The following is a 16,114-nucleotide window of genomic DNA, read 5'->3' as shown; positions in this document are numbered from 1 at the left end:
GTTTTTACATAACCCTGCCAATCTTCCTATGAAAGCACTTTTTACCTTCGCCTTTTGTCTCATCATATCCCTGGGTCAGGCTCAGACTACTATCAGCCCTCGGGTTGACTCATTAGAGCAGGCAATATATTCCTTAGAGCTACAAAATAAGGTTATACAAACGAAATTGGATAGTACCGTAAGGGATATGGTCAATACAAGAAAGGAATTAACTCAATACCATGATATGTTTAAGCAGCAGTGGAACTTTTTCTCATATGCTTCAATATTTATTGCAATATTAATCTCAGTAGTTGGTTATATCAGTTTTAAGGAGCCGCTCGTTAAAATCAGTAAATTTGGAAAAGAAATAGAAGTCTTCTCATTAGAAAATAAAGAATTAAAAAATACACTAAATTCTAAACTAGATGATTTTGAAAGCAAAGTAGATTCATTGGAAGATGGTCTCAACACACGAATAGAAATCAACAGTAAAAATATTTCTTCTTTACTCAATCGAGTTTATGAAATTCACCAGTATATTAAGTATATTCCTTTTCCATTTCAAAAATCATTAGGGATTAATTTGATTGCAGAAGGACTTCAAATATCATATTTGAGATACATAATTAATCCTGATAATATTATTTACATTAGTAGGTTAAAAGATGCAATTTCATTTACCTATTCTGCAATTCCATTAATAAAGGACTATTATGACTCGTCAGTGAGAAACAATCCTGGGATGATATTTAAGGGAATAGAACCTGGTGTAAAGGAATTAAAATCCATTCTTAACGAAATTATTGAAAATAAAATCCTAGATGAAGACATTAAAGCATTTGCATCAAAAGCCTACATTTCGTTTGATGATACATTAAATAGTTTAATCAATGACCCAACGAATCATCCATAAATAACTGTCTGATTAAATTTCAATTGGCTTATATATTCAAACCTCTACCATTCCCCATGTAGCGCAATTCTCACGGGCATCTTTTCCTGAAAAATCAAGCAAAAAAACCTCATTTTTTTACCAAAAAAATGAGGTTTTTGCGTTGTTTATCCGTTCTGTCGGGAGATCTTTATATCAGTTAAATAACTCACATAAAGCAAGTTAACTATCTAAGCACGATGGAATTAGCAGAAATTAAAGTTTCGTATCAGCCACCAGCCAAACAAGACCGGGTCAAAGTTACCTGTAGTAAGGATGCCGAAAGATTCCTTAGAAATGTATGGTCGGATCAAATCGAATTTCAGGAGGAAATGTACCTCGTTATTTGCAACCGCGCCAACGAGATTGTAGGATACAAAAAGCTATCCAGCGGGGGAATGTCAGGATGCATCGTGGATTTAAAAATTCTTTTTGGCATCGCGCTCAAATGTGCCGCCTGCGGGATTATTCTGGCTCACAATCACCCATCCGGTAACCTGCAACCCAGTGAATCGGATATCAGGTTGACCAAACAGGTAAAGGAGGTTGGAAAAATGATGGACATTATTCTGTTGGATCACCTCATAGTTTCAGTAGGGGGGTTCAATTCAATGTCCGATTGCGGCTTCATCTAACAGCTGTTTTTTTCAATCCTTTCCAGGCTCTGTTTCTAACGAAACAGGGCCTTTTTTATGGTCAAAAAAACGGCAAAAAAACTTTAAATTTTTGGAAAAATAAATGAACCGTGGTGTTGTTAATCCGTTCTGTCGGGAGATCTTTATATCAGTTAAACATCTCATATACAGACAAATAAACTATGAAAACGTTATCATTCGGAAAATTTGCCAGTCCTCGGGCCATTGAATTTATCAAGCAAATAAGAGCAGAAGTTTGCGAGCATGCAAAAGTAAAAAACAATGACAAAACCGACAGTCGATCACTGGTTTACCTGGGACGAAACAAGGTACTTGTTTTGTATATGCGGGACTTTTCAATGTCTCGCGAATTCGGGCAGGAGCCTTTTCCAAGAGTATATGCTACCTCGGCAATTGAAAGGGCAGCTTTAAGAATACTTGAGAAGGAAGCCACGGCTATTCCAGAGGAAGTTCGTAAGGAAATTGCCGCCAAATTTATGTCTAAAAATCACCATGATTACACGTGGTTCCGTACAAAGTATGGGGAGTGCGTCTATTTCACATTAGAGATTTCTTTGAAGGCCATACTTGCAAAATAATGTCTAGTTTTCAATCCTTTCAAGGCCCTGTTTCAAGCGAAACGGGGCCTTTTTTTATGGTCAAAAACGGTAAAAAAAACTTTGATTTTTTGGAAAAATAAATGGACCGTGGTGTTGTTAATCCGTTCTGCCGGGAGATCTTTATATCAGTTAACAATCACATATTCAGTCAATTAAAACAACTAAGCAAGATGGAGAACGTACAAGTGAATGCCTCGGTAGTAGCCAAATCAAGTGCTCGCAAAGTAAAAAACACCGTACTGGTGAAAGCCAAAACGCCAAAGAAAAAAGTGGAGAAAAAGGTAACTGCAAAAGTGGTTAAAGAGAAAAGTCAAGTGGCTCCCATGGTTCAACCTTCCCAGCCCAAAGTGCCTACCCGCCGAAACATCGACCGCTTTTTGGAAGCCACTGGCAAAACTGAAAAAGACTACTTTGACTGGGCAACGGAAGTAGGACGGCGGATGCACATTAACAAGTTGGATGCACTGGTTTGCGCCAAACTGGAACTCTACACCGTGGCTCACCTGGCCAACCGTCCTACCGAAATTCCGGAAGGCATGCCCGAAACCGAAATGGATGAGCACCTGGTTGCAAACAGCGAAAACCCCTACGAACTAGCCTGTCTATGGCAACGGGTAACGGCCAATGCAGAAAATTGGGTCAGCAAGGAAACAATCCTAAATGAATGGATAACCGGAATCAGTAAGGAAGACTTCGAACGCTGGGGAGACAAAAACCATCTGGGAGACATCAACAAAAAGTGGTGGAATAAAGATGCAGCGGCTCTGGATGTAAAATTGGAGGAAATCAACAGCATGAGCCTGCTCAATCAACCGCTGACCTTTGAAGATGCCATTGACTTCATCAAAAGCCACAAACCCGGCTCCTTCGTCAATCCCGCCCAGCTGCTGATCAAGCGCATCGAGGAGCGGTTCAAGGCAGTGACCACTTTCCGGATCAAAGATTATTACGTAAGCCACCTAATGAAAATGTGCCATCTGGTACCGGCCAATGAGGAGTTAGCTGACCTGCCGTTCTGATCCGCCCAGAGCCCCGAAATTCGGGGCTCTTTCATTTTTAATCCAATTTCATTTTTACAGTAAATATCTAAGCAAATGGAAGTTCAATTTAATTTAAACGAAAGGTATCAGCAGTACTGCGGTACCGAAAATCTGTACCAGCACTGGTTGCCCGGGATGTGGTTTACCGATGGGGCAAAGGCCGTGGCCGAAGAACAGCAATGTTTTTGGCTACTGGATATCATTGCCAGCCATCAACTCACACAGGGAGTGGTGGGAAACTACTTTCAGGTATGGAAGCTCCTGCGGCAAAAACAGGGTGAATTTGAAGTACGCTGCGATGATGGCAACGGGAAAACGCTTGTCTCCCAATGCGTATGGAGCCCGCATTTTGATCATGACCTGCTCACGCTTTGGTGCGTGGATGGAATCATGATGGTACCCTCCGAATACTGAGTAACGGGCCCCGAGCGATCGGGGCCTTTTTTGTTTCATTTCAATCCAAAGACATAATGCATTTATCTACCAAAAATAAAGCAATGCTATTCTACGGCATTGCATCCGAACCTAACAGATTGTACTGGCTGTACAGGCATTGCTTTCTGCTAGCACAGCTATGGCATAAACGAGCAAGCACCTGCAAAATGCAAGCTATTTCGAGCTTTGACGCTTTTTCAACCCTCCAAACCACAAAGCAACTATGAGCTATTTAATAGATGCTCCCCGAAGCGTTGAGCCAATGATACGGGTCCTGCGGGAAATGGGGAAATACCGATACGATCCCTCAGAGGTATTCAGAGACTGGATTGATTATGCAATCGCCTGCTTTTTGGTTGAAGGAGATAAGGAGCTGGCTCAGCGCCTGGAAAAGAAATACGAAAAGGCGTACCCCAAAATGCAGGAACTGCTGCTCGCATGGTTTAAGGTCATGGATGAGCTGGTGACTGATAGTCCTACGAGCTGGTTTGATGCCCTGGGAACCATCTACGAATATCTGGCAAGCCAAAGCAAACGCAGCTGGATGGGGCAGTTCTTTACACCACCGGACTTGTGCGATTTGATGACTCAGCTAACGGGTGAGGGCAAAGACCGGCCGGTCGGAAAACGAGTCAATGATCCGGCCTCAGGCAGTGGCCGGCTATTGCTTTCCTTCAATGCATTTAATCCCGGTAATTATCTTTATGCAGAAGATCTGGATGCGATTTGCGCCAAAATGTCTGCCTTAAACATGGCCATTCACGGCTGTCAGGGGCAAGTGTGCTGCCTGGACTCCATCGCCCTGGACAAGTGGTGGTTCGGCTACCAAATCAACTATTTCCACCAATTCGGGATACCTCCCATTCCTCACCTGCAACCTATTACCAAAGAGCAAAGCGAAACAATGCAGCACTGGGAAAGAAGGCGACAAAAGCTGGAAGTAAAAGCCGAAGTAAAACCCAAAGAGCCTGTATCCAAACCAGTCATTGAACCCCTGAAAACCCAGGTGCGGGCGGGTCAGCTATCACTGTTTTGATTGGAATAGCCTTCCGGACTGGAAGGTTATTTAATTCTATAAAACGCTGAAAATAAACGGATTGTCGCTTTTTATATCCGTTCTGCCGGGAGATATTTATATCAGTTAAGTAACTCATTTTAAATCAGTTAATCAGTATGAAAACGATAACAGACGCAAAAGTTGCCCTTGATGAATTGAGATCCGCAGGCTACAATTTTATTGATAAACCGCCTGTAAAATGTAATCAGGTTGAGAAATGCCGCAACATCATTGTGATGAGCCAAAGGGAAGACTTTGCATTCGGGATTTGCTTTTATCGCGGGAAACCTAAACAGTTTATCTGCTTTACAGAAAAGGAGGTGTTCTTCATATGAAAAAGGATTTCAATAATAGCCTGCCAGCTACGATAGAAACCCGGCAGGATGCAATAGATTTTTTACAACAGATAATCATTATGGAAAAGGCCAATTACCATCCTGACGATGATTTTGAGGACTACGAACGCTATGGATCTGGAAAACCCATGTACAGCCCGGGCGAGTCAGCACAACGAAACAGGCTTAATGCTCAGGCGCTGGATCTGTTGGGTAATGAGCTGTACGAAATGGCTATCCAAATGATCAAACGGCATTTTGGGCTGCCCACCTGATTCTCAGATTTCACCTTGTTTAATAGGCCATACGCTCTCCCGGTTCTTCGGGGGAGCTTTTTTGTGTGGCTCTACATTCATCCCAAAAAAATAGAGCCTTATCAACCCCCACGCAGCGCAATTCTTAGGGGCGAAAAACCTTTCAAAAAAACTGGTTAAATACTTGATTTTCAGGAAAAAATAAACGGACTGACGCTTTTTAAATCCGTTCTGTCGGGAGATCTTTATATCAGTTAAACATCTCAATATCAGTCAATTAAACGTCAAAGCAAATGGCACATGTAAGCGTCGATTCGAGTAAGTACAAGCGAGTACACGGCAAAGGGCCCCGAGGATTTGGGTGCTGGGCTTTCCAGATCCAGGACGAAGTTTTCATTTTCATGGCAGTGTATGGCAAAGCCAAAAGGTTAGCCACCCGGAAAGCCCGGCAACTGGGAGTCTCCTACCTGCAAACGCTCAGCTGATGCGAAATATCAGCGAAAAACTACGAGCCAAATTAAGGCTGATTATGCAGCGAGCCTGGGGGCTTTTCCACCGGGGAGTTGTCAGTTTCTCCATGAGTTTAAGGCTCTCCTGGGGAATTCAGAAAGGTAAAGTAAACGAGTCTACCCTACTATCCAAACTACGTAAAAGAGGATGAAAAAGAAAGATTTCAAAAAGTTAACGCCGGTAGAGCAGGCAGCGCTCCGGGAACTGATGGTAGAGCAACCCACCGCGGTGGGCGGAGTCAGGCGTGATCAGAAAAAGGGCTATACAGATCTTCCGCTGTTTTTTCGGGACGATCAAACCAAGCTGTTTTAAAACAAAAGAGCCCGCCTGACGGCGGGCCTCCTGTGAGTCTAATTTTGCAATTAAACATCTAAGCGGGACAAATGTAGGCATTATTCGGATGCATGCCAAAGAGAAAATAGATTATCAATCAATACCAAAAAATTGAATAAATGGGCAAATATGATATTACGACCGTGAACGGGTATGACTTCTTTGAAATCAGTTCGGCCATGCAAAAATGCATTCGCCGGGGTCTGGAAGAAGAAGCCTTGTACTGGGCGGTTGAGTTGTACAATTCGGGATACAGTGAATATGTATGGAAAAGGTTACGGATCATGAGCTCGGAGGATGTGGGGCTGGCCAACCCATCCATTTCCTCAGAGATTTGGGCTTTGTATTCCATGTTTAAGGAACAGGCAAAGAAGAAAGAAGACAAAAATGAGCCGCAAAGGCTGTTTATGACGCATGCGATATTTATCCTGTGCCGATCCCGAAAAAGCCGACTGATTGACTGGGCGCTGATATGGGCCTGGATGAGTCACAAAATCCGAAGGCTGGACGTGCCGGACTTTGCCTACGACAAGCACAACGAACGTGGACGAATGCTGAAACGTGGATGGGGACATTTCTTCCGGGAAGGCGCCAAATTGGAGAATCCTGCGGATGTGTATCTCGAAGATGAGTACAAAAGAAGAGCGATGAAGGCGATTGAGGATCCAGATGGGATGGGGTTATTTTAAATGCAGGAGAGCCCCCGATTGGGGCTCTCTTTTGTTAATTGTATACAGTTTCAAGAAATGTAGTGCAACCGCTATAAATCCGCCACTTTTTCCTGTCCTACTGCCCCAAAAAACCACATTGTATCTAGCAGTGTGGTTTTTTAATAATGATGCATGGGAAATGTAAAGAGCATTGGCAGGCTCAAACGAATACTGAAAATTGATGAAGGCAAGCTGGATATCTACCTGAGATACTACAATCAGGAGGTGGAAACGGCTGATCTGAATGGTACTCAGCTGAATATGCTGGAAAAGTACCGCAAAGCGTGGAGCTGGTACTGTATGGGCCGAACCGAAGATATGGTGCGGGCCATGCTTATGAAAGATTACAACATCGAGGAGCGGCAGGCCCGGTATGTTTTTGAGGAAGCAAAGTTCATTCATGGCAAACTAGATCAGGTAGACCGCGACGGTCGCCGGTCGGCCTCCATTGCCTTCTATGACCTGATTGCCAATATGGCGCTGAAAGAGAAAAATCTGGAAGCAGCCGTAAAAGCCCGCGAACGGGGTGACGATCTGGCAAGGCTCAATGAACCCGAAGATATCGGCCTGGATCCAAATGATTTCATGAAAGCCTCCAAGTTCATTTTTGTGAATAATGTGAACGTGTACAAGAAACAGCTCGATCTCGATGAGTAAGGAACTGGTTCGGAAAGTACACGCCAACGACAAGCAGATCAAGTTTCTCAGGTCCCGGGCCAAGCGCAAAAGCTTCATCGGCGGCCGTGGATCCGGGAAATCAACGGTCATGGGCATGGCCATAGGGATTTTGTTCAATCACTTTCCCAAAGCTACCTGGGCAATGGTCGGGCTGACTTACGTACAGCTCGACCTGATTGTGATTCCGTCCATCCGCGACGCGCTGGGTATGATGGGCCTTACCGAATTCAATGCCAAAATCAACCCTTCCGGTACCTATGTCATCGGGGTCAAACCGCCTGATCATTGGGTGTCTCCCTACAAAAAGGTGGGGCGGTTGGGCTATCAATACTGCATCACCTTCATTAACGGCTTTACGCTCCGGCTCATCAGTCAGGACCGGCCCGAAACCCACCGGGGGCTGAATCTGGATGGGTTTCTGGTGGACGAGTCGGCTACCATGAATCCGGACTTTATCAAGAAAGTCATTCAGCCGGCCGTGCGTGCCAACAAGTACGCAAAGTTTGCCAGCCATCCCTGGCACCATGGCTTCTTTGATTTCTCTTCGGCCTCATGGAGTCAGGAAGGCATGTGGATTTATGAGGTGGAAGAACGTTGGATGCAAATGCTCGAAGAACGGGCAACCCTGAATCCTGAGCAATTACAGGAAACGCCCCCGCAGTATCTTTTTCTGGAAAGTACATTCAAAGACAATCAGGATGTTCTTCCGGATGATTATGAACAGCGGCTCAGCCAGGAACTCGAACCGCTTGAATTTGAGGTCGAAGTACTGAACTTTCGTTTGGGAAAACTTCCCAACGGTTTTTACCACGGCTTTTCTTCGGTCAAACATTGCTACTCAAAATCCTACACCTACCAGGATGATGATAAAACCGGCCTGGTCCTGTTTCGCTCCAACGATTACCTGAGCGATATGCCCCTTGATCTATCACTTGACTTCAACTCGGATATTGTATGGGGTATTGTTGGTCAGGAAATAGGTAAGGAACTACGGGTCATCAACTCCAAGTACGTAAAGCCCACCGGCAGCAAGGAGGATCAGGACACCAGCATCATTGAACAATTAGGTGCCTGGTTCTGCGACACCTACGAAAGCAATGAGGTCAAGGACGTATACGTATATGGTGATCCGGGTGGGCGATCTACCAGCGCCGCTACCTCCTACAAAAACCGCCCCTTCTACAACATCCTTTGTGACGTGCTGCACAAAAGAGGGTGGCGTGTATTCCGGCGTGAGCTCACTCATTATCCCAACCATCAGGAAAAGTATACCCTCATTAATCTACTACTGGAAGAGAACAACCCACGCGCCCCCAGGCTGCGATTCAATCAGAACACCAACAAAGTACTGGTCATCAACATCCAACAGACACCAGTCACTACCGACAAGACCTTTAAGAAAGGCAAAGGCAACACAGCAAAGAAAGACAAAGCAAGTGAGACCAGGGCACGCAACCGCGAGTACGCGACCGATGGTACCGACGCGCTGGACTACTGGCTGTGGGTCAAGTGTAAAAAGTATCTGAACATGCAGCGCCGGCAACGCAATTTCATCCATTCGAGGTAGGGCCGCTGACCCGATCACCAAACCTATATTCCCTTTTTTGATTTTGGCAATTGCCATTTATGGTAAAGTGCGGGCCAGCTTACTCTGCGTCACTGGCTTAAAAAACGATTGATTTTTGGGCAAGGCCTTAAAAATCAACCTACTACCCAAAAAAGGACTGCAAAAAGTGCCGGAAAACTTGTGTCCTACCTTAAAATAAAGGCCGGAAGTATCATTGCCGTATCAAAAATGTACGAAGATGATCCAATTGAGTGCCGTACTGTCCGAAGTCAATAAGCCAGGAAGTGTTTTCAACATTACCTATCGAAAGGTCGATGGAAGCTGGGGAGAAAAAAAATCCTGCATGCTGCGGACATCCACCCACTCGGCTGGCGGTGAACGCAAACGGATGAACCGGTCGGGTACGCTCAAACTGATTCAGCAATCCAACAACCAACTGCTGGATGTGTACATAGACTTTCTGCTGACTTTCAACGGCCAGGCCATTAACCACCTGTACTGATGAGTTTTAAAAAAATTTCGAGAAATGTGTACGTGGCAAGCTACGCTCCTCAGTCGGGTGTGCTGGTAACCTTTGGAAAGGATGCCTCCAAAGCGGTGGATCTTGCCAATGGGGAAAAACCATCCACCACGCAATCGGCGGCCAATGAATACGTCAGACGCGGCGAAAATGATGACAAGCTTTTGGTCATGCACCGGCTTGCTACCGAAAGCCCCAACAAGTGGCAGTTCATCACCACCCGCCGAAACTTCATTGGAGGGCTGGGCATTGGGCCCCACCGCAAGGAAATTGTCAACAGGGAATTTAAATACGTACCGGTACTGGATCCTGCCTTTGACCAGTGGCACGAGCGCCTGGATCTGGAAGTGTACCTGGCCGCGGCCTCCTACCAGATTGCGTTTTGTGGCGAGCTTAATGTACTGCTGACACTGACCACGGACAAGAAAGTGAAGTCTCTGGAAGTGGTAGATGCCATGGAAGTGCGGGCCAAACGGCCCGAAGCCAAATCAAATAAGGTGACAAAGTATTTGATCAGCCCCCGGTTTGGCTACGAGAAAAAGGTACCCAAAGCCGATTACAAGGAAGTCAATGCCTTTGATCCGTCAGCTCCTACCAAATTTGCTCAGGCATTAATCCATGTGAAGCATCCGCTACCGGGTCAGAAATACTACGGATTTGAGCCGTGGTGGGGCTCGGCCAAATGGACCTCCATTTCCAACCGGGTTACGGATTACTACGACGCAACCTTTGAGAATGGCGCGTTTCTGACGCATCACGTGGACATCCCGGATGATTACTTTGACCAGGATGGATCCACACAGGAGGAGCAGGACGAGCTGAGAAACAAGGTTCTGGATGAAATATCCAATACCCTCATTGGACTCGACAAGGCCAACAAGATCCTGTTTACGTTCTCTAAAATCACCATCGACGGCCGCACAATTCAGGGAGTGAAGGTAACGCCCATCCAGAATCCAATTAATGACGAAGCCTTCATCAAAATGTTTGAGGTGGCCAATCAGGTGCAGGCCAGCGCCCACGGTGTTCGGCCCGATTTGGCCGGCATCACCATCGGCAATCAGCTGGGCACGAGTGGAAAAGAGATTGTGGCTTCTGCCAATTACATGCAGGATTACATGACCATTTTTGACAAGAAGCTGCTGTGCAAACCCGTACTGTTCGCTATGCGAATTGACGGCGTGGCCGAAAACCTGATTCCCTACGTGTACCGAATCACTTCCTACACCCAGGACGTCACGCCCAAAAGCTCTCCGGACAACCCCAATAGCGAACCCGAAACCAAAGAGCAAGATGCTGATAAATAGTATTGAGCAGCTGAAAGAGTCCATCGGCGGGATTCAGCAAACCATGAACTGGCGGACGTGGAAACCCTTTGTGCAACAGGCCGAAATGCTCTACATCCTTCCTGCCATTGGACAGGAGCTCTACGACGAGCTGTCAGAAGCCCAAACCCTTAGCGATAAACAAAGCACGCTTTTGGACTGGCTCCGAATGGCTATTGCCGAATATGCGGATCTTCTGGGCGGCATGCGGCTGGTGCTGCACACCTCCGACGCCGGTAAACAGGCACCTTCAGGAGCCAACATGCAGTCCCCCGGCAAATGGATGATCGTGGCCGCCCGCAAGGAAGCCATCAATAAGGCAGATATGGCCCTTGAACAGGCTTTGCAATATCTGGAAAGCAACAAAGCCAGTTTTACCACGTGGAAAAACTCGCTAAGCTATACCCTGTCCAAAGAACTTTTCATCGGTTCGGCCACCGAAATGACCGCATACTTTCCAGCGGCCCGCCACTCTCGCCGGATCTACCTGGCCCTGCGTGATTACCTTCGGAAAGCCGAAAAGTTTTACATCAAACCCCTCCTGGGCGACGCCCTGTATACCTCCTGGAAAAACCGGCTGGTAGCTGACAATTCCGCATGGACATCTGCGGAGAACGAAGCGCTTGAACTGCTTCGGTTTGCGCTGGTACACCATGCCTTTGCCCAAAGCATCACGTTCCTGAACGTGAGTGAGGATTGGCGGCTGCTGTCAGAAACGGACGGCATTAGTAATGAGGACATCCTGCCGATTGAAAGGCGGTCGGAAATGCGGATGGAATGCCAGAGTCAGGAGCAGGAATTCCAAAGTCGGTTGGTCAATTACCTCACTGATCATGCCAGCGAGCAGGTTTTTGCTGAATACTACGGATCCACGCTCTACCAGCCCAGCCGGAAACGAAACGGCAGTAGAATCAACAATAGCCCCGAAAAAAAGTACTACGGATTTTAAATTTTAACTATTAGCTATGAAAAAAATGTTGTGGGGGCTACTGCTCCTGTTGGGCCCTGTGGCCGCTCAGTCCCAAACTACGCTGACTTTCCCCAGTGGCAAAATTGCCAGTCAGGACTGGGTGAAAACCTACGTTGATTCCGTCCTGAATCGTCCGGGCTTACCGCCCACTATTCCCGTAACACCTCCGGTGATTACGGATCCTGACTTGCTGCCCTGTGAAGCCGGACCTGAGATCAGAAGCATTTTTGAAATCAGTCAAACCACGGCACGAGTCCAGTTTCACGGAAAGAATGTGTTCGGCCTGAATTTTCAGATTAGCAAGGCCGGCCAGCTCGTCCGCTCCGGCCAGATCAGGCCCAGCTCGAGCGTGATTCAGGTCCAGTACTCCCAGCTCGAACCGGGGATTTACACCCTTACCCTATCGGGTAGTACCTGCACCGGTTCTGATCAAAAAGAGTTTTTGATTCCCGGAAAAGAAACCGGCGTAGTGATTCCGGATAGAGTGGTTCCACCGGTCTCTGCGGAGCGTGGAACCTACGAATTATTCATGAACCTCACCGGATTTGGTTATGAGCCTTCTGCCCAGAATGGCCTTCATCACGACTGGCCCGAGCGCATCGACGCCTTTCAGTACGAATGGGGCTATGGCATTACCGGCATCAGGCTCAATATCCGCTGGAATGAGTGGGAACCGACTCCGGGCAACTTTACCAGGCAAGGCCTTCAGAAAGTGATTGCTTACTGCCGTGCGCGCGGGCTGAAACTATCCGTACTGTTTTGGCCGTGGCGAAAAGAAGGCGACAATTTTATTCCGGAAGATCACTACGTTACCGGTCACAGGGGCAAACAACACGAGATCGAGACGGATAAGCGCATGGGCTCATTGGCTTCCGAGCTGATGAATGAAAAAATTTATCTAGCTGTCCGGGAGCTAGCAGCTGAACTAAATACCTACGAAGGAGCCTATTACCTGAGCATTGGCACGGCAAGTGCCGAAGAATTTACCAATCCTGTGGTAGGTGAAGGATACGGCGGATCTAAGGAAATCACTGGTTTTGAACCCGTATTTCAGGAAGGATTCCGAAAATTCCGGCAGGCAAAGAATCTGCCCTACGCCCGGCCCTACATTGTGGAATGGGAAAATGGTGCAGCTCTGGACATGGGAACAGAGGTTGGAAAAGACTTTGCCCGGTTTATATCCCTGACACTCACCCGGTATTTTGAGAATTTCACCAAAGCCGTTAAAGATGGATCCTCAGGAAAAATTCTTTCGGTGTATTCGTATCCGGACGCCGGATCGCCTCAGAACGCCTGGTACCTGCATGCCAATTTTGTCAGTCAGGCGGCAAGTGCTGATGGGATGTTTGGTACAGATGGAAATGACCGGTGGGACAACTCCCGCAAGCAGCTTGTAAACGCCATCAATTTGGGGATGGGAAAAATAAGCATGATTGAATATGACCCCTTTGATCTTTCGAGTGACGGCTACTGCACCGGTATCAATCTGGGACAACTCGAACGGGAGTTTGAGAAAAGCTACGTGGCCGGCGTTCAGGTCATTCACCTGAGCATGTCCTTTTGTCCGACTGAAATCAGGGGGATGGAGCCGCACCTGCGCTATTTGTCTGAAAAGTTCATCGGCAAACCTTACGTTCGCCTGGACCGGCCCGTGACCGAAGTTTCTATCACTCCCGCCTACTGGCAGGGGAAAGACATTTTTGCCCCCAGCTGGACGGGTGGTAATTACCTGCTACCGGTGGATGATGAATTTTGGGGAGAAGCCCGCAAAGACTGAGCGCATGAAACCAGGGCAACTTCTTTTCTGCATCCTGATTACTTTCTGTTCGGTGTGGCTACTTATCTGGATTTGGAATACCTGCCAGCAGAAATCTCCCAAAACTCAGCTGGAAATGTCAGCCGACAGCCTGACCCATTATTCCAATAAAGCACGTATTGCACATGATTCCGTCAACTATTATGATCAGAAGTATGCGGCCGCCAGGATTTCTCACGACAGTCTGGCGCAGCTTATTTTTCGTGGCAGTCCTGCTTTGGCTTTCAAACGGGACAGCCTGCGGGCAGTTATTGAAGCCCGTATCCGGGCAGCAGATTCAGGACGCGCTTCTGGACAGCCTGATCCTGTACGAAAGTCTGAAACCCATGCACCGCGTTCAAACCAGAGCCAATGAGAACCTTAGAGAAGAAAACCGTAGCCTGCGAAACGAGCTGCGATTTACAAACCTGTTGCGACTGCTGGAAAAACGCTCCTTTGAAGGTGCCCTTGAAAATGAAAAAAAGAAACGAAAATGGATACTATGGCGGGGCAGAGCGGAAGGATTTGCAGCAGGCCTATTGGTCCCCTTTCCTTAACCGCAATTTTTTTATGAAAAACTACCTTGAAAGTATCGCCCTGGCGGGTAAGAATTACTGCATTTTTTTGATCGATAATCCCTGGACGACCTTTGCTGCGCTGTTTTTAGGCCTGGGTATTTGGCTGGTGGAATTTGTGGAGATCTACATCTTCGCCGATTTTCGGTATTTAACCTCCCTGTTCTTGATGATTGCCTACGATACCATGGCAGGCATTAAGCGGGTGAAGTATCTTCATAACCTGAATCCAGGAGTGAATCCCACGCCAAATTCCAAAGTATTCAAGGATAAGACGTTCTCAAAAATCACGTACTACCTGATCATGCTTGGATCCCTGCACGGCCTGGCTCACTTCCAGGTCAAGGATCAGGAGGTGACCGTCTTTCACGCATTTGAATATGCCGCACTGGTGGCCATGATGGCGGCAGAATTCTGGTCGGTTCAGGAAAACTACGCGGCCATTGGTAAAAAGACCATCTTTCTTTTGGCCTGGCAGAAGCTTGCCGAGTACCTGCCCAGCGGCACCAAAAAGCCGGAAGTGTAAGAATTTTTCCATGTATCGTATTTTATTTTCCAAAAGTGTATGGAAATTTTCCAAAAGCGAATTTTGAAAAAAGAGAACAGTACGCTTTCCAAATACTGGGTGAACGGTGTTTGGAAAGGCTACATTCTTGAAGACAAGGACCGGGGACTAAAGTCCACCATGACACTGGCTGAACTCCTGAAAATTAAGGTCCATAGCCAAACGGCTATTCCAATCGGCCGGTTTGAAGTGAAGCTGCGAGTGTCTCCGGCCTTCAAAAGAAAACTGCCCTGGCTTCAAAACGTGCCGGCCTTCGAGTACATCTATGCCCACAAGGGAAACTGGATCCGGGACACCCGGGGATGCCTGATTGTAGGTTTGTCCTACGGGCAGGAAGATGGGGAGTTTTGCGTGTGGGAAAGCAAAAAAGCCTTTGACCCGCTATTTGATGAAATAGTGGCGGCTCTGGATCGAAAAGAAAAAGTATGGTGGGAAATCGTTGAAGCCTATGAAGATGAGAAAAACCCTGCCGAAATGCTGGTCTGATTGTAGCCGGAATCAGATTTTAAAAGCCTTGCCCGTAGTGCTGACGGTCAAAGCCAATGAAGATTCTGCGGCTACCCTGCGCCTGATGGATCATTTGGCAGAAATCCTGAGTGGCATTACTAAGGTTAGCTCGCTCCCCCTGCTGGCCCGGCAGGATCTGTATTCCAGTCTTGCCTGGGCTATTTCCGAGCCACTCAAAGAAAAACCCTATCCTTTTATAAGGGTCGGACATCGCCGGTACTACTTGCCTGAGCCCACCTATGCCGACAGCTCGACGATTGAAGTAGCCATGGCCAACATTCAGTATCTGGCTTTCAGCAATCCCAGGGCTCCAAATCCGGAAGCCCTCTTTGAATTTTTGGGTACTATCCTTCGCCCAAGACGAATGGGCTGGCGGATCCGGCAATGGCTTCCCTCCTACAACGGTGAGAACCGGGAGGTCTTCAATTCGCTGCGAGCGCAAAAGCGCGCCAAACGGTTCAGGAAGCTAAATTTTCAGCAGATCATACCGGTACTGCTTTACTGGCAGGAAATGAATAATGCCTTTATCCGGCGTTATGAGAAGCTTTACGAATCGGATGAAAGCACCCGGCAGCTCTTTCAAAATGGCGAGGGCTGGCTTTCAACCATTGAAGATGTGGCTGAGAATCGTGTTCACGGTAATTTTGACGCCGTTTGTGAGACTAATATCCATACCATTTGGCTCTATTTATCGCACAAGAAGGTAAAGACGGATGAAGCAAACCGTTTGATGCAGGCGGAATAGGATTAACTTTTCTGTCCTACTTCCC

At 47.0% G+C, this 16,114-nt stretch carries 22 protein-coding genes; all 22 read left to right on the top strand.

What is annotated here, in order from left to right; translation table 11 throughout:
- Window positions 1–28: 28 nt before the first annotated feature.
- The 22 genes from EZE20_RS06755 to EZE20_RS06660 all read left to right on the top strand — a co-directional run bounded on the left by EZE20_RS06755 (window position 29) and on the right by EZE20_RS06660 (window position 16,089).
- Complete coding sequence (locus EZE20_RS06755; RefSeq protein ID WP_132115852.1) at window positions 29–895, top strand: hypothetical protein; 867 nt, start codon at window positions 29–31, stop codon at window positions 893–895.
- Between the two features lie 218 nt (window positions 896–1,113).
- Complete coding sequence (locus EZE20_RS06750; RefSeq protein WP_132115850.1) at window positions 1,114–1,548, top strand: JAB domain-containing protein; 435 nt, start codon at window positions 1,114–1,116, stop codon at window positions 1,546–1,548.
- 182 nt (window positions 1,549–1,730) lie between these two features.
- Window positions 1,731–2,147, top strand: coding sequence for a hypothetical protein (locus EZE20_RS06745; RefSeq protein ID WP_132115848.1), 417 nt, complete (start codon window positions 1,731–1,733; stop codon window positions 2,145–2,147).
- A gap of 191 nt (window positions 2,148–2,338) precedes the next feature.
- Entirely contained in the window at window positions 2,339–3,187 is an 849-nt protein-coding gene (locus EZE20_RS06740) for a hypothetical protein (RefSeq protein WP_228713609.1), read from the top strand.
- A 75-nt stretch (window positions 3,188–3,262) separates the two neighbouring features.
- The gene (locus EZE20_RS06735; protein WP_132115846.1) at window positions 3,263–3,622 is read left to right on the top strand and encodes a DUF6876 family protein; all 360 of its coding nucleotides are present in this window, start codon (window positions 3,263–3,265) and stop codon (window positions 3,620–3,622) included.
- A 244-nt stretch (window positions 3,623–3,866) separates the two neighbouring features.
- A complete protein-coding gene (locus tag EZE20_RS06730; RefSeq protein ID WP_132115844.1) occupies window positions 3,867–4,679 on the top strand; it encodes an N-6 DNA methylase in 813 nt (270 codons plus the stop codon).
- 137 nt (window positions 4,680–4,816) lie between these two features.
- Window positions 4,817–5,035: a hypothetical protein gene (locus EZE20_RS06725; protein WP_132115842.1), complete on the top strand. Its 219-nt coding sequence runs from the start codon at window positions 4,817–4,819 to the stop codon at window positions 5,033–5,035.
- Window positions 5,032–5,310: a hypothetical protein gene (locus EZE20_RS06720; RefSeq protein WP_132115840.1), complete on the top strand. Its 279-nt coding sequence runs from the start codon at window positions 5,032–5,034 to the stop codon at window positions 5,308–5,310. Before EZE20_RS06725 ends, EZE20_RS06720 begins: the two co-directional genes overlap by 4 nt.
- A gap of 272 nt (window positions 5,311–5,582) precedes the next feature.
- Window positions 5,583–5,774: a hypothetical protein gene (locus EZE20_RS06715; RefSeq protein WP_132115838.1), complete on the top strand. Its 192-nt coding sequence runs from the start codon at window positions 5,583–5,585 to the stop codon at window positions 5,772–5,774.
- Entirely contained in the window at window positions 5,774–5,950 is a 177-nt protein-coding gene (locus EZE20_RS23985) for a hypothetical protein (protein ID WP_165933429.1), read from the top strand. The genes EZE20_RS06715 and EZE20_RS23985 overlap by 1 nt, the downstream gene beginning before the upstream one ends.
- A complete protein-coding gene (locus EZE20_RS23980; RefSeq protein ID WP_165933428.1) occupies window positions 5,947–6,111 on the top strand; it encodes a hypothetical protein in 165 nt (54 codons plus the stop codon). The genes EZE20_RS23985 and EZE20_RS23980 overlap by 4 nt, the downstream gene beginning before the upstream one ends.
- A 140-nt stretch (window positions 6,112–6,251) precedes the next feature.
- Window positions 6,252–6,821, top strand: a complete 570-nt coding sequence (locus tag EZE20_RS06710) for an AAA family ATPase (protein ID WP_132115836.1) — start codon at window positions 6,252–6,254, stop codon at window positions 6,819–6,821.
- Between the two features lie 153 nt (window positions 6,822–6,974).
- A complete protein-coding gene (locus EZE20_RS06705; protein WP_132115834.1) occupies window positions 6,975–7,499 on the top strand; it encodes a hypothetical protein in 525 nt (174 codons plus the stop codon).
- On the top strand, window positions 7,492–9,087 hold the full coding sequence (locus tag EZE20_RS06700; protein ID WP_132115832.1) for a hypothetical protein: 1,596 nt from the start codon (window positions 7,492–7,494) through the stop codon (window positions 9,085–9,087). Before EZE20_RS06705 ends, EZE20_RS06700 begins: the two co-directional genes overlap by 8 nt.
- A gap of 238 nt (window positions 9,088–9,325) precedes the next feature.
- Entirely contained in the window at window positions 9,326–9,589 is a 264-nt protein-coding gene (locus tag EZE20_RS06695) for a hypothetical protein (RefSeq protein ID WP_132115830.1), read from the top strand.
- Window positions 9,589–10,914, top strand: a complete 1,326-nt coding sequence (locus EZE20_RS06690; RefSeq protein WP_132115828.1) for a phage portal family protein — start codon at window positions 9,589–9,591, stop codon at window positions 10,912–10,914. The genes EZE20_RS06695 and EZE20_RS06690 overlap by 1 nt, the downstream gene beginning before the upstream one ends.
- Window positions 10,901–11,881 (top strand): DUF6712 family protein, encoded by a 981-nt coding sequence (locus EZE20_RS06685; protein ID WP_132115826.1) that lies wholly within the window; start codon window positions 10,901–10,903, stop codon window positions 11,879–11,881. The genes EZE20_RS06690 and EZE20_RS06685 overlap by 14 nt, the downstream gene beginning before the upstream one ends.
- Before the next feature lie 16 nt (window positions 11,882–11,897).
- Window positions 11,898–13,679 (top strand): hypothetical protein, encoded by a 1,782-nt coding sequence (locus EZE20_RS06680; protein ID WP_132115824.1) that lies wholly within the window; start codon window positions 11,898–11,900, stop codon window positions 13,677–13,679.
- A 4-nt stretch (window positions 13,680–13,683) separates the two neighbouring features.
- Window positions 13,684–14,073 carry a hypothetical protein gene (locus tag EZE20_RS06675; protein ID WP_132115822.1) on the top strand — a complete coding sequence of 130 codons (390 nt, stop codon included), beginning with the start codon at window positions 13,684–13,686 and terminating at the stop codon, window positions 14,071–14,073.
- Complete coding sequence (locus tag EZE20_RS06670; protein ID WP_132115820.1) at window positions 14,070–14,798, top strand: hypothetical protein; 729 nt, start codon at window positions 14,070–14,072, stop codon at window positions 14,796–14,798. Before EZE20_RS06675 ends, EZE20_RS06670 begins: the two co-directional genes overlap by 4 nt.
- Before the next feature lie 39 nt (window positions 14,799–14,837).
- Window positions 14,838–15,323 (top strand): DUF5675 family protein, encoded by a 486-nt coding sequence (locus EZE20_RS06665; RefSeq protein ID WP_132115818.1) that lies wholly within the window; start codon window positions 14,838–14,840, stop codon window positions 15,321–15,323.
- A complete protein-coding gene (locus EZE20_RS06660) occupies window positions 15,286–16,089 on the top strand; it encodes a hypothetical protein (RefSeq protein ID WP_132115816.1) in 804 nt (267 codons plus the stop codon). Before EZE20_RS06665 ends, EZE20_RS06660 begins: the two co-directional genes overlap by 38 nt.
- Window positions 16,090–16,114 lie beyond the last annotated feature (25 nt).

This window comes from Arundinibacter roseus, from assembly GCF_004348825.1.
GTDB classification, from domain to species: domain Bacteria; phylum Bacteroidota; class Bacteroidia; order Cytophagales; family Spirosomataceae; genus Arundinibacter; species Arundinibacter roseus.
Note: the sequence above shows the minus strand (reverse complement) of the source record. Positions and strands in the feature narration are given on the sequence as shown.